Genomic DNA, 24,402 nt, shown 5'->3' with positions numbered 1-24,402 from the left:
CCATGGCAGTAAACAATCCCATAGCAGGCCTGAACAAAATCTTCGACAACCGCATCCGGCTGGGTGTAATGAGCATTGTCTCGGTGAACGAAGAGATCAACTTCAATGACCTGAAGCAGTTGCTCGAAGTCACCGACGGCAACCTGGCCACGCACCTGCAAACGCTGGAAGAAAGTGGCTTCCTGAAAGTGCACAAAGGATTCGTTGGCCGTAAAACCAACACCACCTATGCCATCACCAAAGCCGGGGAAAAGGCGTTTAAGGATCATATCCAGGCATTGGAAAACATGATCAGGGGCGTGAAATAAATTTTTTTTATCCTTTCACTTTGAAATACAAAGTGCTTTTAAACCATCAGAACATGCGCGACGATAGAACCCAAAAAACAATCCGGCAGCTTCTTCTCCTTTTTATGGTTTGCCTTTTTCTGAGCGGGCTCACAGCCATTCCGGTGGATCTGCAACTAGGTATCCTGGTAAAATCGGTGAAGCAGGATACAACACTGCATGCGTGGTTACAAAAGGTGTTGCTGGCCTACCGCGAAGTAGCCAACGAATACCCCTTTCTTTTTTACGGATACGACTGGCTGGCTTTTGCGCACTTCATTTTAGCCTTGCTTTTTCTTGGGCCTTACCGGGATCCTGTTAAAAATATTTGGATCATTCAGTTTGGATTGATCACCTGTGTGCTGGTGATTCCCTTTGCCTTTGCAGCCGGCTATTTCCGCGGCATTCCGTTGGGCTGGCGACTGATCGACTGCTCGTTTGGCGTCTTCGGCTTCCTCCTGCTCCGGATCATTTATACAAAAACCAAATCACTCATCAATGAATACAATCAAAATGGAAACAGTTGTTCAAACCGTATGGTCGCGCAGCAAACTGCTGGTTAAATGCGGCATCATTGGAATCATTCTTCTTGTTCTTCAAATTCCAACCTACCAGGTAGAAAAACTAATTGAAGAACGGGAAGGCCGGCAAAAGGAAGCCATCGCAGAAGTCAGCAGCAAATGGGCCGGACGGCAAAACCTGGTGGGGCCCGTGCTGGTGGTTCCGTTCTGGCAAAGCAAAAGAGACACGAGCGCACAGGTCAAGCGGGAACAGCACCTTGCTTATTTTTTGCCCGATGAACTCACCATCCAATCGACGGTAACGCCACAGGAAAAATACAGGGGCATCTACAAAGTGCTGCTGTACTCGTCACAGGTAAACCTGCAAGGCCGTTTCCATGCCCTTTCACCGGAGCGCTTAGGCATTGCGCCGGAAGACATGCTGTGGAGCGAAGCCTTTGTGCGAATGAGCATTTCGGACAACAAAGGGCTGAACGACGAAGTGCGGCTGAAACTGGGTGACAGCACCGCAACGCTTGCCCCTTACGAAAAAACCGATGGCACCAGCGATGGTTTATACACACCGGTTTCGTTAACGGCCGCACAGGCCAACAACCTGACGTTCTCCTCGTCGCTCTCTTTTAATGGCTCGGAAGAACTGTTGTTTACCCCCATTGCCAAGTCAACGACGGTCACGCTTTCTTCTACCTGGCCGCACCCCAGTTTCACCGGCAACAGCCTGCCGCAGACTACAACCATTAAGGACAGCGGCTTTTCCGCAACCTGGAAAAGTATGGCGCACAAACAAAATTTTCCGCAACAATGGAAAGACGACAGTTATCATCTTGGCGCCACCGATTCGGCTTCGCCCCTTTCTGCAAGCGCATTTGGCGCCGACCTGTTTGTGCCCGTTGGCAGTTACCAGAAAATCATGCGCAGCATTAAATATTCACTGCTCTTCCTGCTGCTCACTTTTGCCGCATTTTTCCTGATCGAAATGTCCAATCAGAAATCTGCGCACCCGTTTCATTATGGCCTGATCGGCCTTGCCCTGGTTCTGTTTTATACGCTCCTGCTTTCGTTCTCCGAATACATTGGTTTTAATCCTTCGTATGCCATTGCATCGCTAGCAACCATTGCACTTCTTGGCTGGTTTGTCAAAGACATTCTGCATTCGGGGAAACTGGCCGTGTTGCTGTCCTTCATCCTGCTTTTGTTGTATGGCTATGTCTTTACCATTTTACAATTACAGGATTATTCCCTTCTGCTGGGAAGCATTGGCTTGTTCCTGACACTTGCCGTCATCATGCGTTTTTCTAAAAAATTTCAATGGTGAGTCGATAACGACCCAGACGAATGCACTCTTTTCCCATCAATCAGCATATGAAAATCAAATTCATTTTACCCGCACTAACCGAAGCCAAGAGTCCGTACTGGCGGCCGATCAAGTATTCCTTGTTTCCGCCGTTAGGCCTGGCAACCCTGGCGGCCTATTGTTCGCCTGATGATGAAATCGACCTCCGGGATGAACACGTGGAAACGGTCGATACGGAAGAGGCGCCGGACCTTGTGGTGATCCAGGTTTACATCACCAATGCCTACCGCGCCTATGCACTGGCCGACCTTTACCGCAGCAAAGGCAGTTATGTTTGTTTGGGCGGTCTTCATGTCAGCTCTTTGCCGGCCGAAGCCGCACCGCATGCCGACAGTCTTTTTATCGGTCCCGGCGAAGACACGTTTCCTGTTTTTCTAAACGATTTTCGCGCCGGCTGCCCCAAAAAAATCTATTACAACCGGGAGCGGACGATTGAAGAAATTCTGCCGGTGCGGCGCGACCTGATCAAGCGGCAGCTTTATCTTGTTCCCAACTCGATTGTCGTGTCGCGTGGCTGCCCGCACCACTGCGACTTTTGCTACAAGGATGCTTTTTTTGAAGGCGGCCGGTCCTTTTACACACAGCGGGTGGATGCAGCGCTTTCGGAAATCGATCGCCTTCCGGGACGGCACCTTTATTTCCTCGACGATCATTTATTGGGCAACCAAAAGTTTGCAGCTGCATTGTTTGAGGGCATGAAAGGAATGAACCGCGTTTTCCAGGGAGCATCCACCATCGACGCCATTCTTCGCGGCAACCTGATTGAACAAGCGGCGGAGGCCGGCCTTCGTTCCGTCTTTGTCGGCTTTGAAACACTGAGCCAGGCAAACCTCCGGCAGAGCAATAAAAAACAAAACCTCGGGAAAGACTATGCCGATGCAATCCGCCGCCTGCATTCCCTGGGCATTATGATCAACGGCAGTTTTGTTTTCGGGTTGGATGATGACGACAAGGACGTATTCAACCGAACAGTGGATTGGGCCGTAAACAACGGCCTGACGACTGCCACCTTTCATATCCTGACGCCCTATCCCGGCACAAGGCTTTTTCAGCAAATGGAAAAAGACGGTCGGCTCCTGCACCGCGATTGGGATCGGTACGATACACGGCAGGTGGTGTACAAAACAAAAAGTCTTAAAGCCGAAGAATTAAAGGCGGGGTACGACCGGGCCTACCAGTCGTTTTACAGTTGGTCCAACATTGCAAAGGCCAGCCTGCAGCACGAGCAACTCAAGCACTGCATCAAGCATTTTGCCTACGCCGGCGGCTGGAAAAAATTTGAACCGCTGTGGAACTTTATCATTAAAACAAAAGGTTTAAACAAAATGCTTCCGCTGCTGGAAAGCATTTTATCGAAGGTGAAAAAAGAAAAGGATGGCGGCACCTCGCCGTTCCCTGCTATTGCATGAAAGACGATCAGTGATGCAAGCTGGCCGTCGACACCTCCGCCACACGATTTCGTTGAACCGGATGCGCAAAAATCAATTTGAAATGAAGACAAAGCTGAAACGAATTTCTTCTTCTTTTATCGGTCTTTACACCGCGAAAACCGAACTGGAAAAACTGCTGATTCTCTCCTGTCTTTTCAGTTTATGCCTGACAGGATTCCGGGTGTATTATACAGGGCAATACCTGTTCGTCTGGATGGGCTGGAACCTGTTCCTGGCTATCGTTCCTTATTTGCTAACCCGTACCGCTCTTCGCCGCCCGGCATGGATTGAGAACAACAGCCTGTTCGCTTTGCTTTTCACGGTCTGGCTGCTTTTTCTTCCCAATTCGTTTTACATTATCACCGACCTGTTTCACCTGGAAGACAGGAAAGTCGTCCCCTTCTGGTTCGACCTGGCGCTGATCTTTTCCTTTGCGTGGAATGGAATTCTGCTTGGCGCTACATCCATCCGGTAGATGGAGCAGATGATTGCGTGCAAATGGCAACGGTTAAGAGAATGGCAGTTTGTTTACCCGATGATGCTGCTGAATGCCTTTGGTATTTACATCGGCCGCTTCCTGCGTTATAATAGTTGGGACGTGGTCGCCCGTCCTTTCCAGTTGACAGAGGACCTCATTTACCTTCTTGTTCATCCGTTTCGCAATCGCTTCGACTGGAGCATGATCGTTTGCTATGCCGTTTTCATGTCGCTGATCTACCTGGCCCTGAAACAAATCAGCAAAGCGGTGTGGTAGCGGGCAAGAAACAACTGCCTGGCCACAGATTGCGTTAAGTGGAAATGATGGCAAGGCATTGCTGTTTTAATTCCAAGGATTTCGCTCCCGGTTCCGACGCCGGTAGAAATAGGTAACAAGGGCACAGATCCCAAGCAGCACGTAAGCCGTTGTAAAGCCTTTGTCCGAGGTTGTCGTAAATGCCGAAGATGACGACGTGCTCGGCGTTCTGAAAAGCTCGTATGCAATGGATTTTTCTGCCTTGTTCATCGTTTCCAGGTAATGGCCTGTTGCTTCCGGGTTGATATGATCCTGCAGGTTCTCGTAGTCGTACACCATGGAAATTTTGTCGTTCTCGAGCTGGTAAAAACGAGACGTTAATGAAAATGCAGAATCTGCAACGGCAACCGAACTTTCTTCAATCGGCCATGCTTCCGGCAACTGCACTTCAATCTCCTCGTGGTAGCGTGTGGGGAAAGCCAATGCAAAGGGCATGGTGCGCTCCTGTTCTTTTGGTTTTTTCAGCACACTGTTGATCAGGTAAGGCTCCAGCACCACTCGTGTCTTGCCATTTTCCTTCGACCAGAAATCCGCGATGGTGTAATATTCCGTCGTGATAAACGTGCCCGTCTCTTCTTCATCGCGGTAGGTGACACTGTCGATTTCCAGTTTCTTAAAATAGGCCGAATAAAATTCCTTGTAGGATTTCCGGATCTCACTCAGGCTGTTATTCTTGAAACTGTAGCGGACGTTATCGGCATAAGAACCGGAAAAATCGGTGACCACTTTCAACCGGACAGGTCCTGTCATGCTGGTAACCGTGAACAGTTCTTTTACACTCGTCTTACCGCTTTCCTGCAAGGCGATAGAGGTAAGGCCTGCCGTGCCGGGACGAAGCACCAACCCGACCTGGTAATCCGGATAGGAAATGGCATGCAGTGGTCCGCGCTGGTAGGAAATCGTCGGGTCGAACCAATAGGTTTTGCCTTTCAGCTGCACACAAACCGTCGCATGATCGAATGCAAAAGGTGTGGGTTGCCAGGTTAGTAAAGTCTTTTTGTAGTAGGTGTTGTTCAGCACCGGGTAGGCTTCGATACCCAGCGCTTTCAGAAGCGTGCAAAGCAGGTAGGCTTTGTCCTTGCAGTCGCCAAAGCGCTGTTGCAGGATCTGGGTCGGCGCATGCGGCTTGTGCGAATTCTCGCCCATCTCGATTCCCATGTAGCGAATATCGTCCTGCACAAAGCGAAGCGCTGCCAGCAACTGCGCTTCGGTTGTTGCATTGCCGGCTTTGATGTCGGCCACTTTCTTCTGCAGGGAGGCCGGCAGCGGGCCCGAAAACGGAAACAGGTTCATAGCCCAGTCGGCCACTTCTTGCCAGCTCGCAAACTCGCTGATCATCACCACCGGATAGGCATCGTGCCAGGAAGGAACATTTGATTCCGCATGCACTGCTTCCGATTCGGCAATCGTCCACTCGTATACCTTCTCCGTTGCCGTGGTGGAAATCACCGGCTGCAGATCCGTTAGGCTGTTTTTAATGACAATGTTTCGTTCTTTGGGAACAAGAAGCCGGAAAGAGAGGCCGTACACCGGCACGCCGTATTTTGTCTGAAACAGTTCGGCATACTTGTTTCCGAAAATTGGGTTGAACCCCTTGACGGTATAGCTGTATTCAATGATGTCATCCTTCCGCACGTCTTCCAAAAAAAGAACGGCCGTCAGCGAGCCGTTGTAAAGAAAGCGGTTCAACTCTTTTTCCTGCTGGATGGTCTTGATCTTGGCAAGCTCCAGTTTGTTGATGGCCTCACCGCCACGAAGAATGCGGATGGAATGAAAAGCCAGCGACTGGTAGGACGGATCATAATCAACCGAGATTTGCGACTGGTTTTGCACGCCGGCTTCCGAAAGGATATGGACGGCTTTTTTTACAAACACCGCCTGCTGCTGCAAAGACACCTGTTTTTCCAGGTGAAGATCGGCATAACCATCTTCGGTGTCTTGGTCGAATTGATTGGCCGCATAATTGACCGGGATCGATGAAACCCATGCCGGTTGTTTTTCGATAACGGGTTTTTTGCTTCCTGCAAAAAGGTTCAAAGAAAAGAATAACAGGACCAGCGTAGTAAAGCAGTTCGTTTGTTTCATGAAGAGTGGTTGGCAGCTCAAATATATTTTCCGTTGACTGAAATCGCGACTGATTGCCGTAAAACTTTCGCCGCATGCAGGATTTTCCCTTTCGTGCCGTCTTACGTAAATGGATCTGCGTATAGGCAGTTGGCAATCGGCAATCAGCGGTCAGCAACCGGCCATTCTTGTCACTGTTTTCCACTGCGCACTGCATCCTGCTTACGTGGTCGTTGGTACAGTTGACAGATAAAAAAAAGAGACGCCTCAACAGCGTCTCTTTTCGAATCATCAAATCGTGAATTAGAAATCCAGTCCCAGGGCCAGGTACATCTGCGGCTTGCCTTTAAACACACCATCCATCTGCCAGGCCACATCGTAGCGGACAAAATAACCCAGCAGCGTGCTTCTGGCGCCAAAGCCATAGCCGCCGGCAAAGGGCCCGATGCCCCCGGCTTTTATCCGCACGGCCACACCGGGTGCCGAGTTGTTGGCATACAACATCGACGGCCTTTCCCATTTGTCGTAGCCGCCGTTCCAGGCTGTGCCCAGGTCCACAAACTGCACCAGTTGGAAGTTGCGCAGCAGGGCATTGTTGATCGGACGGTTGAACAAGGTAGAGAAGACCGGGAAACGGATCTCGGAGTTGATGACCACGTTGTTGTTACCGTTGGCCACGTTTTGCTTGAAGCCGCGCAGGTTCACCGCAAGGGCCTGGTAGGCATAGTCGGCATCGGGATCAGGCGGGTTGTTGGGTTCAAAATAGCGGTACGTCACATTGCCGTTGGCATCGACCTTTTGGTTATCGCCAAATTTCAGCCAGCCATCCACGCCGCCGAGGTAGTACACCACTTTCTGGTTACCCCAGGAGAAATCACCCGCTGCACGAACCGCCCAGATCAGGTTGCGGTAGAGCGGCAGGTAATGCCGTGCATCAAAGCCGAAGTTGAAAAGGTATTTGCCTTCGGTGTTGCGGACCTTGTTCATCTGCGTGAACCAGTCGATATAGAATTTATACCGCAGGCCATGCCAGATATTTTGTGCCGGGTTGAGCGTATTGTCGTACACGTATTCGGCCGATACCTGTCCATAGGTCTTTTTTAGATCGGGCTGTTTCAGGTTACGCAGGTTGATGCTGGGGAATACGTTGCGGTCGAAACGCGGACCAACGGTGAAGCGAATGCTGCGCACCCGGTCGAACGCATACCGGAGGCGGGCCAGGTAATAGCTCGAATGCTGGTTCACCAGCGCTGTAGTGTTTTGCTGAAAAGCATTGGTATCGATCACCGTTTGCACATTGCTTCGGTAATAGGTAAAACCCCAGTCGAGGCGCTTGCGCAGGTTGGTAAATTCAAACAGCACATCATTGTCTTTCAGGTTCGGCGCAATGCGGATACCGCCGGAGATTTTGATGTCTTCCAGCAGGTCCACGGTTCCCATGCGGATCAGTCCATTGAGCTGGTTGTTGTTGGCCGGATCGATGGGACCAATCCCACCTTGGTAAGGCTGGTACTTGTTGACGACAAACTGGGTGTTGTTCAACCCCGCCACCACGTAATCATTGAAGAATTTCCGCGGCCGGTATTCAAACACCCTGGCCCTTGTCAATACGGATTCGGTAAGGGGGTTTTGGCCTGGCAACACGCGGCCCACCTGCGAAGAATCTTTTTTCTCGCTGTCGAATTCACTGTTGAAAAAGTCACCCGGCTTTTTGGTGGTGTCCGGTGCAAACGGCTGGTCCAGCATCAATTTGTTCAGGGCCATACGCCGGCGCTCTTCGAGTTTTCTGCGGTAATCGGTCGGACGTGCCGTGACATTCCGGCGGCGCAGGGCGTCTTCGTTTACTTTAATCTTATAAAGGAACTTGGTATCTCCCTGGCGGATCACTTCACTTACCTGCGAATTGTCGCCGGCCGTGCGGGTTTCCAGCAGGCTTGCCTGGTAGTTGGTCAGCGGGAACACATAGGCCGAGTCAGTGGTCACCGAAACATAGCCTACAGAGTCAATATCCGTCTTGCTCCAGTTGCGCAGCACACTGTCCACTTCCGGCAGTTGCGGGTTGCGCAACACCTCATCACCGATGTAAACCAGCGTATCCAGCCCCGCTCTCTCGGAGCGGAAGAAACCGGCGTAGCGGTTTTGTATCCCGTTTTCGTCGCTGACAAACGTAAAGTGGGCCAGCGAATAAGCCGATGGATAGCGGGCATTGCCAAAACTCAAATTGGTCAGTTGCGAAATTTGTTTGAAGGCCGCCTCGTTGTTCCAGTTGTCGATCAGGAAAATATTGTACGGCCGGGCGGTGATGGCCGTGTCGGTATTTGGCGCATTGGGCGACGGACGGTTGGAGGAAAAGATGATCCCTGTTTTTCCGGGGAAGGCCACAAAGGCGGGATCCAGGTCGTCGTACACGTCGTTTGTCACCTGCTCCGCTTTTTCACGGTCGATCTTGTACACAAAAATATCGCTTTGTCCACCCCGCACAGCACTGAACAAAAGGGTGTTGGCATCGAGCATGTACTTCATGTCCTGCACCTGGTCGAACATGGGCAGCTCCAGCTTTTCGCGTTTGATGCGGTTCACCACATCGTAAATAAAGAGCTTGATCTTTCCTTCCTGGCTGTAGAGCACCGCAAGCCGCGAGCCTTTCCCGTCCCATGCCAGGAGCGGGTAGTTGGGATTGATCTCGTCTTCCCTTGTGCGGGTGCCATAGGTCAGCAGCGTTTTCTTGTCGTAATAGTTTTCGTGCAGCACCACGCTGTATTTACCCTGCTTGAACTCCGTCACCGCGTACATGAAACTTTTCGGTTGCGGGTTGGCGTTAAAGCGGATAAAGTCTTTTTTGTCCGTTACGTCTTCGGTTACCGTCACGGTACCTTTGGGTGCATATTTACGGCCCCGCAAATCTTTCTGGTACATGTCGGGCATCTCCTGCATGAAGTCGCTCAACATGTCTTTAAACTTCTTTTTGGCAATCTTGTTGGTGGCGCTGTTCAGGTTGCGGTAAATGCGGGCCAGGTAAAGAAGGTAGGTTGTTTTCTGGCGGCCATACTTGTTGCCGACATAATACCAGAACGCATGACCGGCCAGCAAGGGCTTTTTAAACGCGAAATGGTAGAAGTTCTTGTAGTCGCCACCCAGCAGTTCGTTCTTGAGTTGGTTGTCCAGCGTGGTGCTCCACTCCTCTGCGGCATAGTCGATGTAGCCATCCGTCAGCCATTTGGGCAAATCGAGCAACGTTTGGTTGGCCGCAAATTCGCCCAGGTCGTCGCCAAAAAGAATGTTTTGCACCAGCACGCTGGCAATTCCCTGGCGGATCTGACGGCGCATGTTCTCACGGTTGCCGTCGAAGTAAAGCATCATTTTGTTGTTCACCAGCTTTGTAACGCCGCCGGTGCCCTGCCAGTCGATACCCAGGCCAATGTTGCTTTGGTACATCTCGTCGAAGTTGTTGTACACAACGATGTTGGCCCGGCGCTGCAGGCCGTACTCCACAAACTCCTCGAGCTGGGGCAATTCTTTTTCCGCCACCTGCGCTACGTATTTCCCCAGCTCCAGTCCGTCCTGGCTGAAATACGTATTGAAGTTTTCGGTCTGGTAATAACGCCAATTGAATTTTTGATACTGCACCCGGTTTTTACCAAACTCCACGGTGTTCACCTGGGCCTGTGCAAACGAAAAGCTAAGGAGGCAAAGAACAATCACAACTGTCCGGAGACGCCATTTAATCATAAAGGATGTGGTATAATTTTTCGATAATAGTGCTTCCTGTTAAGGTTTGTAAATTGCAATTAAAAATACAAAAAACTGCATGTTAACGGTTCAACCCTTCACCTTCAATCCCGTTCAGGAAAATACCTACGTGCTTTATAACGAAAAAGGCGACTGCTGTATTATAGACCCGGGCTGTTATTTTGCCTCGGAAGAACAGGCCCTGAAAGGATTCATTGAACAAAACGGATTGAAACCCGTTCTTTTGCTCAACACGCATTGCCATCTCGATCATATTTTCGGCAACAAGTTTATACACCGCACCTACGGGCTGCACCTTCACATTCACCCCAATGAAAAGCAGGTGCTCGACCGCGGCCCGGCCAGCGGCCAGGCCTGGCAACTACCCTTCGACAACTACGACGGTGAGCTTGTGTTTATTGAAGAAGGGCAAACCATCCGCATTGGCGACGACGAACTGCAGGTGCTCTTCACGCCGGGACATTCACCCGGCAGCGTATCGTTTTACGACCGGGAGGCGAAGTTTGTGATCAGCGGTGACGTGCTTTTCCAGGGAAGTGTGGGCCGCACCGACCTGCCCGGCGGCGACTTCGGCATTCTGGAAGAAAGTATCAAAACCAAACTGTATGCCCTACCCGAAGACGTGGTGGTGTATCCCGGTCATGGAGAGTCCACTACGATTGGTGACGAAATAAAGACCAACCCGTTTGTGAAGATGATCTAGCCCATTACCACCAAGGGGAGGAGTGGCTAACGCACAGACCCTTGCTTTCTTACGATACAATAAAGCCTCAATCATTTTGTATGATCGAGGCTTTTCTTTTTATGTCACCAGCAAAGAGTCGCTGCTCCTCGTCTGTTGCGTCGCACACTTCAACGTTCAGAACAACACCGGGCAAGAAAGACCGCTTACTTAAGCTGGCCACTCCCCGCTTGGGGAGCAGGGGGGCCCGGGTCGTAGTCATACGGCAACTGGTCGGCCAGGTTTTTCCAGCTCCAGTAGCCCTGGTTGACCCAGCTTTTCTGCTCCGTAAAATAACCGTTGGCCTTGATTAGGATGGCATCGGCCAGATCGACATACGAAATCTGGACCGGCACGTTCAGCGGCAATTTATTCTGCTCCAGGTATCGTTTTTCCGGCGCTTTTTTCGTGTAGGTGATACTGGCTTTTTCGGGGAACCACAATTCCGCGTTGGCCGAACTGTCGATGTATGAATAATAAGCGGTGTCGTAGGGATTGCGCAGGCGGCCAAACTTGGTGGGGCTTTCAGCCGTATAGAGATCAACGGTGAATCCTTCCTTCGTCAGCGTGCTGTCGTAATAGGCGCGAAGAAAATGAAGCCGAGAACCGTAATAGGAATCCTTGCGGGCTTTGTTCCAGGCCGCTTGCGCTGTGGTATCGCCTTCCATTGCCTGGTAAAGGCATTTACCGCGGTAGGAACTCAGGCCGCTGTTAAAGAAGTGAACAAACGAATCCAGTTCGTAGCGCAGATTATATCCCAGGGCTTTGTTATGCACCTGCAAGGGTTCGGTGGCCAGCACCTTCAGCCGGTCGTTGCGCTTGAAGTACAAAAATTTCAAGGCCTGTGGGTTCAGCAGCTCGCAACTGTCGGCGCTGGGTGTTGTGCCGATAAAATGATCCACAAAAAATTTCCCGTATTTCTCCCAGCCGTCGGGCACCTCGTTACTGTTTTTGATAATCACTTCACTCAGGGCGTTCTCCCCTTTTTCCAGTTGCAGGTTGAAGGTCCGGTCACCGTTCACTTCCAGGTTGATGGTTTTGCTGGTGTAGCCGGTAAAGGAAACCACGATTTCATAACCGCCTTTATCGAGGTAGAGCCGAAACGCCCCGTCCTTATCGGAGAGGGTGCCTTTGGTTGTGTTCTGGGCAAAAACGGAAGCGCCTTCGAGCGGCTGGCCGGTTTCAGCATCTTTTACCGTACCGGAAATGGTTCCCTGCGCAAAGGACAAGACCGTGCTGAAAAAAGAAATGACAAAAAGGAAAGGATGTTTCATAAGAAAAGGGTTATAACGTCAAATCACCTTGTTTCATTGCCTGCAGGTAAAGGGTACAGGCGTTTTTGATTACCGTTTCCAATGGCTGGTACCGGAAACCGGGCAGTGCCTTCAGCAGGGCACTGTTGTCGAAGGCGGTCTGGCTGTGGGCAATTTTTGCTGTTTCGCGGGAAAGAAGCGGCCGGGCACCGGTAAGTGCCCCTTTTACGGCTTCCATGCGCCAGGCCAGTTCGCTCATGGCGGGACTGGCATAGCGGTGCGGCGGCCGTTTGCCAAAGCCTTCGGCGATGGCCGTGAACAGCGATTGAAAACTGATGTTCTCCGCGTTGACCACGAACCGTTTTTCGTTGATGTCGGACTGCAGCAGGCAAACCGCCGCTTCGGCAACATCCTCCACGCCTACAAAACCATTGACGCCCCTTGTGTACCACGGAAATTCCCTGTACGCATTTTTAAAAATGGCGCAACTGCTCTGGTGCCAGTTGCCAAAGCCCAATATCGTGCTGGGATTGATGATGACGCCCTGCAGGCCTTCGGCAAATCCCCGCCACACTTCAACTTCTGATTTGTGCTTGGTGATGGCATAGTGGGTGTTGGCCTTGCTGTCTTCCCATTTTTTTTCTTCGTTGACCGTCGCCGCATTGAGGGTGCGGCCAAGAGCGGCCACGGAGCTGACATGCAGCAAACGCTTGACGCCGGTTTCCAGCGCCAGGTTCACGACATTGGAAGTTCCCTCAACATTCACCTTGTACATTTCGCCGCGGTTTTCTTTCACAAACGAAACAATGGCGGCAGAATGAATAACCGCGGATGCGCCTTCCATGCCTTCCTGCAGTGCCACCACATCCAGCACCTCTCCCTCCACCCATTCAACCTTTTTCCAAATGGTCTCCGGAATAAAAAAAGGCAGCCGCGACGAGGAGCGTCGCAGGGCACGGACCACATGTCCTTTCTCCACTAAATTTTTGATGATATAGGCCCCGAGAAAACCGGTGCCGCCCGTGATAAAAATAGCCCCGTCCCCCGAGGGAGGAGTGGCAGCGCTACGCTCCTCTCTCCTTTGCGAGTCATTGTTATCGTTCGTTTCTTCCAACATGAAAAGCAATAAAATTTTAGATTGAAATGCATAATCGAATAAGCTGGCCATGAGTCTTAGCCAATCCCCCTCTTGTGGGGCGGGGGGGCCGAATAGGGGTAATATCCCTTTCCCGTCTTTTTTCCCAGCTCTCCCTTCTCTACTTTTTCTTTCTGAAGAAAGGATGGCTTCAATCGTTCCGGCTGACCGAGTTGTTCGTAGACCGAACAACTCACCGCATAATTGATATCATTCCCGATCAGGTCCATCAGCTTAAACGGCCCCATTTTAAACCCAACGCCTTCGAGCAGTCGATCCACGACCTCGTAAGACAGTTTGCCTTCTTCGGCCAGCCGCAGCGACTCGATATAATAGGGCCTTGCCACGCGGTTCACAATAAAGCCCGGCGAGTCTTTGCATACCACCGGCACTTTGCCAAGGACTTTGGCGAGATGCACCAGTTGCTGCACCACCGCATCGGCCGTTTGTTCGCCCCGCACTACTTCCACCAATTTCATGAATGGTGCAGGATTGAAAAAATGAAGGCCCGCCACCCGTTCGGGATGCGGCAGCTCTTTGGCAATCGCCGAAATGGAAAGCGAAGAGGTATTCGATGCAAAAATGGTCTGCGCCGTATTGACCGTTGCCAATTGGCGAAACAGAGCAATTTTTGCCTCCGGCTTTTCCACAATCGCTTCGATCACGACATCGGCGCGGCATTGAGCGCTATCGGTAAGAAAAACAATTCTCCCCAAGATTTCATCTGCTTTTTCTGCCGCCAGCTTGCCTTTTTCCACCAGCCTTGCCAGGTCGGCCTTCAGACGCTCCCTGGCTTTCTGTACGGCAGATTCCTGCACATCAAAAAGCAGGGTGGCGTAACCGGCCGTTGCCGCCACTTGTGCAATGCCGCTACCCATGGTGCCCGCTCCGCAAATACAGATCGTTGTCATACCGCAAGATTGCGGTAAAATTATGGTACAATAATTTTTAACTTCGGAAGAAGAGAGCAACAGACATGAAAAAGAATGAAATCCTGGTAGCCGCCCTTGGCGGATTGATTGCAGCAGCCGGCCTTTACCTGCTATGGAACCGGAACCGGTACCATGGGGACAAGCCGCCGGCCAAAGCTCCCCAACTGGAGCTTGACAACCCGGGCGAACAATCCGAATTCCCGTCCGCTCCCCACGAGGAAAGGGACCTGGGTTGACTCAGGAAAACAGGTTGACCAGGATGAAACAAAGCAGTACGACCAGGACCAGGCGCAACCCCATTTTCAGTGAATGTGCGCTGAAGATTTTTTGCATAAGGATTTGAATTGGCGCCCAAAATTGAAAAACGCCGGCCACGAATGCAAGCCCTTTAGCCAAATTCCTTTTTTTCTTCGCCAAAATGTACCGGGAAATAGCCCATTGGTATAAAACAATTTTTACCGGCCCGAATTATTTAGACATTTGTCTAAATATCAAAACACCGGTCCATGAACCTTTTGTTTAAAGCCCTGAACGATGCGACCCGCCGGGAAATCCTGAAGCTCCTGAAAGAAGGTGATAAAACGGCCGGTGAAATCGCCGACCATTTCCACATTTCCAAGCCAAGCATTTCGCACCACCTGGACCTGCTGAAGCAGGCCGGCCTGGTCGCTGCCGAAAAGCAGGCGCAGTTTATCACCTACTCGCTCAACACAACGGTGGTGGACGAGATTGCACAGTGGTTCATTCAATTCAAAACAAAAAAGAAATAAGGTTATGAAAAGAAAGCCCCTACTCACCTGGATGGTGGTGCTGGTAGCTTTGCTGCCGGCCGTTTACCTGGCCATTTTCTGGAAGACCCTTCCGCCAACCGTACCCACACATTTTGGCGCCGACTTCAAACCCGACCGCATGGGCAGCAAGGAGGAGCTATGGTTGGTGACTGCGGTGCTGTCGGTCGTATCGGTTGGCATCTATTTCCTGCTCAACAACCTTGAACGCATCGACCCTAAACGGAAAGGTATGCCGCCATCCACCACGTTCAACAAACTGGCCTTCGGCATGGTGGTTTTCATGGCCGCCCTCAATGTCATCATCATCGAGTCGGCAAAAGGCGCCCTGGTGATTCAAAGTTTGCTGTTCCCGCTTTTGGGCCTCTTGCTTGCATTCATCGGCAACTACATGAACCATATCCGTCCCAACTATTTTGCAGGCATTCGCTTGCCCTGGACCCTGAGCAGCGACGAGAACTGGCGGCGCACACACGAACTGGCCGGAAAGCTTTGGTTTGCCGGGGGCATCGTACTTGCCGCGGCGAGCCTTGTTTTACTACCACCGGTGATCTTCCCCGTTTTCATCGGAATCCTGGTGGTCATCGTTCTTATTCCCGTTGTGTATTCGTACAGGCTTTTTAAACACCACGTGTAAACCGTTTACCCTTTTTTCATGAAAAAATTCTGTTTGGCTTTTTACAGTTTGCTTTTTTTTGATTTTGTGCAGGCGCAAAAAAACATTGCCGGCAACTGGGAAGGGAAGCTGGTTTTACCCGCAGCCTCCCTGCGTGTCGTGGTCCACATTCACGAAGACGCCGGAACATACACAGCCACGCTGGACAGTCCCGACCAGGGCGCAAAAGGCATTCCCGTGAGCGATGTAAAATATTCCGGCGACAGCCTGTTTCTGGACGTTGCCGCGGCCGGCGCAAAACTGTCCGGCAAATTAACAAGTGACACCACTTTCAGTGGCGAATGGATCCAGAGTATCCGTCTCCCGCTTGCCTTAAAAAAATCGGCAGCCGGCGAAACTACCGCGGAAGTAAAACGGCCGCAAACACCCAGGCCGCCGTTTCCCTATGCAAGTACCGATGTCGTTTATTTTAACTAGACGAGATCCATTCAGTACGGAGGCACCATCACAAAACCGTTTGGCACAGGTCCGTTCCCGGCCGTTTTACTCATCACGGGTTCGGGCCAGCAAAACAGGGATGAAGAGTTGTTTGGCCACAAGCCCTTTGCCGTGATTGCCGATTACCTGACAAAAAAAGGTTACCTGGTATTGCGGGTCGATGACCGTGGTATTGGACAAACGACCGGCGAAATAAAAAATGCAACATCAAAGGATTTTGCCAATGATGCCCTGGTGGGTTTGGATTACCTGAAAGCCTTGCCAGAAGTTGACAAAGGAAAATTGGGTTTGCTGGGTCACAGCGAAGGCGGCATGATTGCAGAAATGATAGCGGCACAGCGAAACGATCTTTCTTTCGTGGTCCTGCTGGCCGCACCCGGGGAAAAAGTCATTGACCTGATGGCGCATCAAAACGGGGCCATCCTGCAAACGGCTGGCGTGCCAAAACACTTCATCGAATCTTACCTTTCTCTTTACAAACCGCTGGCACTGGCACTAACGTCTTCCACTTCCGAATCTGCAGCAAAAGCGGCAGCAAATACGATCGTAAACAACTGGCTGAAGAAAACACCGAAAGAAGTTGTTTCAGCCACCACAGGTATCCGCGACAAAAAAAGCAGAGAAGCGTTTATCCAGGCATTTCAAAAAGGGATTGGCACGCCCTGGTTCTCCTATTTCCTTCACTACGATCCGGCAGCCTATGTCAAAAAAATCAGCGCTTCTGTTCTGGCCCTGAATGGCAACCGAGACATACAGGTATTGGCCGGGCCCAACCTTGCAGGGTTGAACGCACTGTTACAAAAAAGCAAGACAAGGCATTTTGATGTTGTTGAACTGAGCGGCCTCAATCATCTTTTTCAACGTTGCACCCAGTGCACGGTGGCGGAGTACGGCCAACTGGAAGAAACCATTTCACCAAGCGTGCTGGAAACCATCGGCACCTGGCTGGAGAAAAATGTGAAGTGAATAAATGAACAGCAGAACAAGGAAGGCTGATTCCAGAAGTGTTTTGTAGCTCTTATTTTGCCGGCATGCAGGAACGATGCTATTTAAAAAAGAAGGATGCACAGCGGCATCCTTCGACATTCGATATTTCTTGTTCTTCTGTTCGCTATTCATTTGTTCCCAAACACCTTTTCCCACAACACCGGGAGGCGCTTCATCCACACCAGTTCTTTCTTTTTGACCAAGGCATCTTCTGCCGGTGAACCAAAATATTTTTTACCGCCGGCGAGGCTGGCCGGCACGCCGCTTTGCGCATACACTTCGGCACCCTTGCCGATGGTCAGCGTTTTGCTCACGCCAACCTGTCCCCACAATATTACCTCGTCTTCAATGGTGGTAGCACCGGCAACGCCAACCTGCGCTGCGAACAAACAGTTTTTACCCACAACCGTATCGTGCCCGATATGCACCAGATTATCCATCTTGGTGCCGGCACCGATCACGGTATCTCCGCTCACACCACGGTCAATTGTACAGTTGGCACCAATCTCTACATCGTTCTCTATGACCACACGTCCGCCGCTCAGCATTTTTTTATAGTGGATATCACGGTTCGTTTTCTTGTTGTAGTAAAACGCATCGCTTCCGATCACGGTTCCGCTTTGAATGATCACGTTGTCGCCGATAACGCAATGATCCATGATGACTGCGTTCGGAAAAATACGTGCACCTTTTCCGATCTGCACGTGATGACCGATCACAGCACCCGGCATCACAATGCTTCCTTCGCCGATGGTGGCCGTATCACTGATGTTTTTTTGCAGCGGCGTAAACGGTCGGTAATGCGAAACGATGGTTTGGTAGGCTTCAAACGGCTCGTCTACCAGGAGCAGGGACTTGTGCGGAGGGAAAGTGGTTTCCTGGTTAATGATGATATAGGTTGCGGCAGAGTTGATGCATTTTTGATAGTATTTCGGATGATCGACAAACACCAGGTCACCTTCCCCGACTTTGTGAATCTCATTGATACCTGTTGCTGCACCGCCGCTGTTTCCAACAATGCGGGCACCAATCAAACGGGCGATCTCGGTTAACGGAACTGCTTTTTCAAATCGCATGCGAGAAAAAATTTTTCCAAAGGTAATGGCGAACGTTGCCTTCGTGCATGCCGCTATGCAGATTGTCCGCGACAGCTTTCCATTTTTTGAAAGCGCTGAAAGCACCTACGCCGCCTGCGTTTGAAATAACAACGTCTGTTCACCACGCCAACAAGGTTTCCAAAACATGCTTACGCGAAACGATCGGGCAGTGATGAATTAACAACGGCACAAAAAAATGTGAATAAAAATTGTGCGATTTTTTTTTCGTTAGTAAAAAATCTTTTTAATATTGTGATAGGAAATTTGATTTCCTGTACTTACTAACCCATCTACATATTAAGCCTCGCCAAAAGCGGGGCTTTTTGTTTGCCCTATTTATACCGGCGAGGATTGGTTGAAAAGAAATAAATTTACTTCTACCTAAAGAATCTGTACATGCTTAAATCAATGACGGGCTTCGGACGAGCGGAGCAAAGCGTAGGTGATAAAACGTTTTTGGTGGACATCAAATCGCTCAACGGAAAACAGTTTGATCTCCAGTTGAAGCTGCCTGCATTTTTAAAACCTTTCGAGTTCGACATCCGCAAGCTTCTGTCGGAAGGCCTTGGCAGGGGAACAGTGGATTGCACCATCAGCCTCAAGGAAACGGGCAATGCCAAACCGGTAAGCATCAACACCAACCTGGCGAAGGCCTACTACGAGCCCTTGCGTCATTTATCAGAAGAGTTGGGACTTGATGTTTCAACGATCTTAAGCACACTCATCAAACTTCCGGAAGTCATTACGCCCAACAGCGATACGCTGACGGATGAAGAATGGCAAAAACTTTCCGACGTTATCCGGGAAGCCATCAACAACCTGAACGAGCACCGGCGTGAAGAAGGCAAGTCGCTGCAGGCCGATCTTGAACTTCGCATCGCCAACATTTTAAAGCAGCAGGAAGAAGTGGAACGCCTCGAACCCCTGCGCAAACAAAAGATCCGCGAAGGCGTTGTCAAGCTGCTGGAGGAAAATGTGGGCAAAGAAAATTATGACGGCAACCGCCTGGAACAGGAGCTCATCTACTACATCGAAAAAATCGATATCAGCGAAGAACAGGTGCGCCTGAAAAATCACTGCGACTATTTTTCGTCGATCCTCAACGACGCGGAAGAAAGCAAAGGAAAAAAACTATCATTTGTGCTGCAGGAGATTGGCCGGGAGATCAACACCACCGGCGCAAAGGCCTACGACTCCACCATCCAAAAGTCTGTCGTGCTGATGAAGGATGAGCTGGAAAAAGCAAAAGAGCAGGTGCTCAACGTGCTGTAGGAAAAGCAGCACGTTGCAAGCTTTGTTCAAACTTTTTAGCCATCACGAGTTAGCTTTACGGCATGTTTAATTTGAGAAACAAGCTTTCTTCTTTTTTGCACTTGCAGCTTGTCGCTTGCAGCCTGCAACTTCTCTCCTGCACCCAAATTGACCTTTACGAAAAAGTGGTCCCGGTTCCCGCTCACCAGTGGCGCAGCAATTTTAAACCGCAGTTTACCTTCCAGATAAAAGACACTACTGTCCCGTACCAGCTCTACCTTCTTTTGCGGCACAACAACAAGTATAAGTACAACAACATCTGGGTGAATCTTTGGGCGAAGGGCCCGAATGACACGCTGCAGAAACTGGCGCTGGAACTGCCGCTGGCGAGCAAGGAAGGATGGCTGGGCACCGGCATGGATGATATTTTCGAGCACCGGATCCGTGTGGGCGAAGAAGCCGGCAGGTTTTCCTTTTTCCAACCCGGCGGCGATGGCTTTCATTTTACCAGGCCGGGCGAATACACGTTCATGGTCGAACAAATCATGCGGGAAGATCCTTTACCCGAAGTCATGAATGTTGGTCTTCGCCTCGAAAAGAAAAGACCCTGACATGGCGCACGACAGCAAACGCAAACTGCAGATGGTCACCATCGTCTATTGGGTGCTTCTGCTCTATATCGTAGCCGCTCTTGCCTGGTGGGCTTTTTCCCTGCTGCATCAAAATAACATCATCCACGACCTGCGGCGTGCTGCTCTCGATGCGTCGCGGCCCGACTATCCAAGCCAGCTACAGGCAATTGAACAAAGCCAAAAACGCGGCGTTTACAAATTCCTCGGTGAGGGCAGTGCGTTCTTTCTCCTGATCCTTTTGGGCGCCCTCTTTGTGTACCGTTCCGTGCGGCGTCAGTTCAGGTTGCAGCAGCAGCAGCAAAACTTCGTGATGGCCGTGACCCACGAATTGAAAACGCCCATTGCCGTTGCGCGGCTGAACCTCGAAACACTGCAGAAGTATCACCTCGAAGAAGAAAAAAAGCAAAAGCTGGTGCAGATGACCCTGCAGGAAACCCTGCGCCTCGATACGCTGATCAACAACATCCTCATCTCGTCGCAGCTCGAAGGCAATGCCTACCGCTTTTCGAAAGAAGAACTGGACCTTTCGGACCTGGTGAAGGACGTGGTAAAAAATTTTGGAGCCCGCTACACGAGCAGGGAACTGCGCACTTTTATCCAGGAAGACGTGGATACCCGTGGCGACGCCATGCTGCTAAAACTTTTGCTGAGCAACCTGCTCGAAAACGCCAACAAGTATTCGCCCAGGGATAAGCCCATTACGCTTTCCCTCACAACAAGCGGCAACCTCATTTCACTGGAAGTGGCAGACGAAGGGGCCGGCATTCCGGACGAAGAAAAGAAAGCGGTGTTTGAAAAGTTCTATCGAATCGGCAACGAAGAAACCCGCAAAACGCAAGGCACCGGGCTTGGACTCTACATCTGTCGCAAAATCGTCAAAGACCACGGCGGCGAGATTGTTGTGAAAGACAATCAGCCGACAGGAAGTAAATTTATAGTTCAATTGAACGCTCAATTATGATCGATCCCAACAAACCCTCCGTTCTTTTGGTAGAAGACGAAGAAAACCTTCACGAAAGCCTGAAGATGAACCTTGAGTTACAGGGCTACCAGGTGACCTCCGCTTTTGACGGCCTGCAGGCCATGAAAGCAGTGCAAAACGAATACTTCGACCTGATCATCCTCGATGTCATGCTACCCGAAGTGGACGGCTTCAGCGTGACGCAAAACATCCGCCTCACCAACACCGAAGTGCCCATCCTGATCCTGAGCGCTAAAGATACCGGCGCCGACAGGGTTACCGGACTGAAAAAAGGCGCGGACGATTATCTCACCAAGCCTTTCAACCTGGAAGAGCTGCTGCTTCGTGTGCAAAAGCTGATTGAGAAAAACAAGCGCCTGCAAAAAACGTCCACCGTCGGCGAAACCTATAGCTTTGGTGGCAACACGGTGGACTTTAAAGCGCAACAGGCAGTAACGGCCCGTGGCGAAAAAATAGACCTGAGCAAGAAAGAAGCCATGCTCCTGAAACTGCTTATCGAAAACAAAAACGAAGTGGTGCCGCGAGAAAAAATCCTGCAGGCGGTATGGGGCTATAATGTTTATCCAACTACCCGAACGATCGACAACTTCATCTTAAGCTTCCGCAAGTATTTTGAAGAAGACAGCCGTACGCCGAAATATTTTCACTCGGTGAGAGGGGTTGGGTACAAATACGCTGAGTGAGGCATAGATCCGGATATTGAGCAGGTTCCCTGCGCCTGTCCACAACGTTTCAAACAACAACTTTCCCCAAAAGTTAGCAGTGGAATAATGCTGCATTGGTCATCAATAGCATCGCCGTTTCATGTAGCTATTGCAACCCAAAAACCGTAACTTACAAAGGACAACCTTCTTTATGTCCTCCAGCCGCCAACTTGTAGCCATTGTGTTTGCCGACATCATGGGCTATACCACACTGATGCAGGAAGACGAGGAACAGGCCCTGCAAATCCGCAACAAGTTTGAACACATCCTGCAACAGGAAACCGCAGCACACGGTGGCCGCATCCAGAAGATGATGGGTGATGGAGCTCTCTGTATCTTTTCCAGTTCCATCGAAGCGGCAAGAGCGGCGGTGGCCGTACAGCAGCAGATGCGAGAAGAACCCAGCGTGCCGCTGCGCATTGGCATTCATGCCGGCGACGTAATGGTGGATGAATCGGACGTCTATGGCGATGGTGTGAACATTGCTTCGCGGATCGAGTCCTTTGCTGTTCCGGGCGGCATTTTTCTTTCGGCAAAAGTGTACGACGACATCAAAAATCATAAAGACATCCAAGCGGTTTGCCTGGGACGTTTCTTGCTAAAGAACGTAAAAGAACCGGTGGCGATTTATGCCGTTAGCAATGAAGGAATCAGCGTTCCGCAAAACGAAACATTGCAGGGTAAGGGTCGTGCACCAAACAGCACAAAACGGATTCCATCTGCGCTTCGCTGGCTGGGACTTGTATTAGTGATCGGTACCGCTTCGTTTTTCTTCTTCAAAAAATTCGCGCCTTCGGTGCTGGCTGCCAACACGGCCACAAAGGCCATTGCCATTTTGCCTTTCCACAACGAGAGTTTGCAAAAAGGCGAAAACGAGTTCTTCTGCAACGGCATGATGGAAGCGGTGCTGAACAACCTCTCGCAGGTCAGGTCTTTTCATGTCATCTCCCGTCAGTCGGTGGAGCAATACCGGGACAGTAAAAAGACAACCGGCAACATCGCTGATGAACTGGGTGTATCGTACATCCTGGCAGGCAGCGTGCAGCGTGTTGGCAACAAGGTGAAGATCACCACCGAATTGATTGATGCAAAGGCCGACCAGCAAATCTGGGCAGACAGCTTTACCAGCGAGTTGGACGATGTATTCAGCTTGCAGGAAAACATCGCCAGCGAAATCGCCAGTGCGCTGAAGGTAAAGATTGCGCCTGAGGTGGAAGGTCGCTTGGCTCGTGTGCCTTCTACCAACCAAAGAGCGCTGGATCTTTATTACGAGGCACAGACCAATTTTGTAAAATATGCCTATACGTTACCGCAGCTTGAGTCAGACTACAACAAAATCCAGTCGTTGTGCAGGCAGGCGCTTGCCATTGATTCGAACCTTGCCGAAGCTTACACGTTAAAAGCAAAAGCTTACTGGGAAAAAGTCTATATAAATAGTTTGAAGAAAAAAATAAATAAACAGCAGCTTCCCGACTCGGTTGCTGCTCCGTGTGAAAAGGCGCTGACAATAGACAATAATGCAGTTGATCCCATGGTTTTGCTCAGCGAATATTATGACTTTACAGGAAAGAAAGACCGGCAGTTGAGCTATTTGGAAAAGGCAATTACCCTTAATCCCAATCATTTTGAAGCCAACCTTCATTTAGCGGAATATTACGTCCACTCAGATAATACAGTTGAGAAATCATTGCATTACCTAAAAAAAGCGCTCCGCTTAGATCCTCAATCCATTACGACACCAGAAGTTTATGGCCTTTTATCATTTGTTTATCAGAATATTCTCGACTTTGAAAAGGCAAAACATTATGCCCAAAAAGCCATTGACCAGGATGTGAATGCCGTTGCAAAAGCCCGCGGATTTCTAGACATGGCAAGAATACTGATGCGGGTGGGGACCGGTGAAGAAGTCATCAAATATGCCTATGAGTACCTGAAGCAGGACAGCAGCAGCAATGCACTTTACTTTGCAGGAGAGGCGTACTGCTATTTGAAGAATGACTGTACCAAAGCCGTTACTCTTTACGAAAAGGTCTTCGGATCGTTCTCCAACCATCCCAATGCGCATCGCTATGCGGTGGCCTTATGGAAAGTGGGCAGAAAAGAAGAGGCAGCGAAATGGATGAATAGTTCACTCAACAAGTACAAAGAAGATGAAAAAGCAAAAGGACATCCAATTAAAGAGTATGACCTAGCGGGTGTGTATGCTTTCCTGGGAAACAAAAAGGCTGCTTACGAAATATTAAAAGAGCCGTCTTCCAATAACTCTGTTTGGGGCTGGGGAGCGCCTTACTACATTTTGCGAGACCCACTCTTCGAAAACCTCTGGCACGACAAAGAATTCCAGGATATCGTTGCCAACGTACAGGCAGAGAAAGCAAAGGTCCGCGAACGAATACAGCGTTTGGAGCAGAAAGGTGAGTTGTAAGCTTTTTGCAACCCGTACACGCCAAACGGCGCCCTCATTCCTGCCCACGATCATTCCGCTTCATCCTTTTTGGAAAAACAGTCCCTGTAACCACTGTCACCGATTCGCTTGACGGTACTCATCGTTTATCCATTTCTCTTTTC

At 50.4% G+C, this 24,402-nt stretch carries 21 protein-coding genes and 1 pseudogene; 16 read left to right on the top strand and 6 right to left on the bottom strand.

Going from position 1 to position 24,402, the window contains the following annotated elements:
• The first annotated feature begins 2 nt into the window (after positions 1 to 2).
• The 5 genes and pseudogenes from D6024_RS06460 to D6024_RS27200 all read left to right on the top strand — a co-directional run bounded on the left by D6024_RS06460 (position 3) and on the right by D6024_RS27200 (position 4,385).
• Entirely contained in the window at positions 3 to 308 is a 306-nt protein-coding gene (locus tag D6024_RS06460) for a winged helix-turn-helix domain-containing protein (protein WP_121353777.1), read from the top strand.
• A 53-nt stretch (positions 309 to 361) separates the two neighbouring features.
• The gene (locus tag D6024_RS06455) at positions 362 to 889 is read left to right on the top strand and encodes a hypothetical protein (protein ID WP_205573234.1); all 528 of its coding nucleotides are present in this window, start codon (positions 362 to 364) and stop codon (positions 887 to 889) included.
• Positions 825 to 2,162: a cell envelope integrity protein CreD gene (gene creD / locus D6024_RS06450; protein WP_121353776.1), complete on the top strand. Its 1,338-nt coding sequence runs from the start codon at positions 825 to 827 to the stop codon at positions 2,160 to 2,162. The genes D6024_RS06455 and creD overlap by 65 nt, the downstream gene beginning before the upstream one ends.
• 47 nt (positions 2,163 to 2,209) lie before the next feature.
• Entirely contained in the window at positions 2,210 to 3,610 is a 1,401-nt protein-coding gene (locus tag D6024_RS06445) for a B12-binding domain-containing radical SAM protein (RefSeq protein WP_121354135.1), read from the top strand.
• Positions 3,576 to 4,385: pseudogene (locus D6024_RS27200) on the top strand (DUF1361 domain-containing protein). The gene D6024_RS06445 and the pseudogene D6024_RS27200 overlap by 35 nt, the downstream one beginning before the upstream one ends.
• A 66-nt stretch (positions 4,386 to 4,451) precedes the next feature.
• On the opposite strand, the gene D6024_RS06430 reads toward D6024_RS27200, so the two are convergent.
• Positions 4,452 to 6,509, bottom strand: coding sequence for a DUF3857 domain-containing transglutaminase family protein (locus tag D6024_RS06430; protein ID WP_121353773.1), 2,058 nt, complete (start codon positions 6,507 to 6,509; stop codon positions 4,452 to 4,454).
• Between the two features lie 282 nt (positions 6,510 to 6,791).
• Positions 6,792 to 10,217 (bottom strand): hypothetical protein, encoded by a 3,426-nt coding sequence (locus D6024_RS06425; protein ID WP_121353772.1) that lies wholly within the window; start codon positions 10,215 to 10,217, stop codon positions 6,792 to 6,794.
• A gap of 79 nt (positions 10,218 to 10,296) precedes the next feature.
• Here D6024_RS06425 and D6024_RS06420 point away from each other — a divergent pair, with 79 nt between their 5' ends.
• Positions 10,297 to 10,941, top strand: a complete 645-nt coding sequence (locus tag D6024_RS06420) for an MBL fold metallo-hydrolase (protein ID WP_121353771.1) — start codon at positions 10,297 to 10,299, stop codon at positions 10,939 to 10,941.
• A gap of 185 nt (positions 10,942 to 11,126) precedes the next feature.
• Here the strand turns inward: D6024_RS06420 and D6024_RS06415 are convergent, their stop codons facing one another.
• From D6024_RS06415 to D6024_RS06405, 3 genes are read right to left on the bottom strand one after another with little or no spacing between them, the layout of a single operon-like run.
• The gene (locus D6024_RS06415; protein WP_121353770.1) at positions 11,127 to 12,233 is read right to left on the bottom strand and encodes a carboxypeptidase-like regulatory domain-containing protein; all 1,107 of its coding nucleotides are present in this window, start codon (positions 12,231 to 12,233) and stop codon (positions 11,127 to 11,129) included.
• Between the two features lie 10 nt (positions 12,234 to 12,243).
• Positions 12,244 to 13,329, bottom strand: coding sequence for an NAD-dependent epimerase/dehydratase family protein (locus tag D6024_RS06410; protein ID WP_121354134.1), 1,086 nt, complete (start codon positions 13,327 to 13,329; stop codon positions 12,244 to 12,246).
• 56 nt (positions 13,330 to 13,385) lie between these two features.
• Entirely contained in the window at positions 13,386 to 14,258 is an 873-nt protein-coding gene (locus tag D6024_RS06405) for a 3-hydroxyacyl-CoA dehydrogenase NAD-binding domain-containing protein (RefSeq protein WP_121353769.1), read from the bottom strand.
• A 65-nt stretch (positions 14,259 to 14,323) separates the two neighbouring features.
• Between D6024_RS06405 and D6024_RS06400 the strand changes: the two genes are divergently transcribed.
• The 5 genes from D6024_RS06400 (at position 14,324) to D6024_RS06380 (ending at position 17,147) form a co-directional block, all read left to right on the top strand.
• Entirely contained in the window at positions 14,324 to 14,515 is a 192-nt protein-coding gene (locus tag D6024_RS06400; protein ID WP_121353768.1) for a hypothetical protein, read from the top strand.
• A gap of 270 nt (positions 14,516 to 14,785) precedes the next feature.
• A complete protein-coding gene (locus tag D6024_RS06395) occupies positions 14,786 to 15,049 on the top strand; it encodes an autorepressor SdpR family transcription factor (protein ID WP_121353767.1) in 264 nt (87 codons plus the stop codon).
• A 4-nt stretch (positions 15,050 to 15,053) separates the two neighbouring features.
• A complete protein-coding gene (locus D6024_RS06390; protein WP_121353766.1) occupies positions 15,054 to 15,704 on the top strand; it encodes an SdpI family protein in 651 nt (216 codons plus the stop codon).
• Positions 15,705 to 15,722: 18 nt separating this feature from the next.
• The gene (locus D6024_RS06385; protein WP_121353765.1) at positions 15,723 to 16,160 is read left to right on the top strand and encodes a hypothetical protein; all 438 of its coding nucleotides are present in this window, start codon (positions 15,723 to 15,725) and stop codon (positions 16,158 to 16,160) included.
• Positions 16,161 to 16,169: 9 nt separating this feature from the next.
• The gene (locus D6024_RS06380) at positions 16,170 to 17,147 is read left to right on the top strand and encodes an alpha/beta hydrolase family protein (RefSeq protein ID WP_121353764.1); all 978 of its coding nucleotides are present in this window, start codon (positions 16,170 to 16,172) and stop codon (positions 17,145 to 17,147) included.
• A 149-nt stretch (positions 17,148 to 17,296) separates the two neighbouring features.
• Here D6024_RS06380 and D6024_RS06375 read toward each other — a convergent pair whose 3' ends face one another.
• Positions 17,297 to 18,244 (bottom strand): UDP-3-O-(3-hydroxymyristoyl)glucosamine N-acyltransferase, encoded by a 948-nt coding sequence (locus D6024_RS06375; protein WP_121353763.1) that lies wholly within the window; start codon positions 18,242 to 18,244, stop codon positions 17,297 to 17,299.
• Between the two features lie 417 nt (positions 18,245 to 18,661).
• Between D6024_RS06375 and D6024_RS06370 the strand changes: the two genes are divergently transcribed.
• The 5 genes from D6024_RS06370 to D6024_RS06350 all read left to right on the top strand — a co-directional run bounded on the left by D6024_RS06370 (position 18,662) and on the right by D6024_RS06350 (position 24,259).
• A complete protein-coding gene (locus D6024_RS06370) occupies positions 18,662 to 19,537 on the top strand; it encodes a YicC/YloC family endoribonuclease (protein WP_121353762.1) in 876 nt (291 codons plus the stop codon).
• A gap of 62 nt (positions 19,538 to 19,599) precedes the next feature.
• Complete coding sequence (locus tag D6024_RS06365) at positions 19,600 to 20,127, top strand: gliding motility lipoprotein GldH (protein ID WP_121353761.1); 528 nt, start codon at positions 19,600 to 19,602, stop codon at positions 20,125 to 20,127.
• Position 20,128: 1 nt separating this feature from the next.
• On the top strand, positions 20,129 to 21,109 hold the full coding sequence (locus D6024_RS06360; protein ID WP_121353760.1) for a sensor histidine kinase: 981 nt from the start codon (positions 20,129 to 20,131) through the stop codon (positions 21,107 to 21,109).
• On the top strand, positions 21,106 to 21,813 hold the full coding sequence (locus tag D6024_RS06355; RefSeq protein WP_121353759.1) for a response regulator transcription factor: 708 nt from the start codon (positions 21,106 to 21,108) through the stop codon (positions 21,811 to 21,813). The genes D6024_RS06360 and D6024_RS06355 overlap by 4 nt, the downstream gene beginning before the upstream one ends.
• Before the next feature lie 172 nt (positions 21,814 to 21,985).
• Complete coding sequence (locus D6024_RS06350; protein ID WP_121353758.1) at positions 21,986 to 24,259, top strand: adenylate/guanylate cyclase domain-containing protein; 2,274 nt, start codon at positions 21,986 to 21,988, stop codon at positions 24,257 to 24,259.
• Positions 24,260 to 24,402: the final 143 nt, after the last annotated feature.

The organism is Flavisolibacter nicotianae, from assembly GCF_003628535.1.
GTDB lineage: Bacteria > Bacteroidota > Bacteroidia > Chitinophagales > Chitinophagaceae > Flavisolibacter > Flavisolibacter nicotianae.
This window is presented reverse-complemented; position numbering and strand designations above follow the sequence as displayed.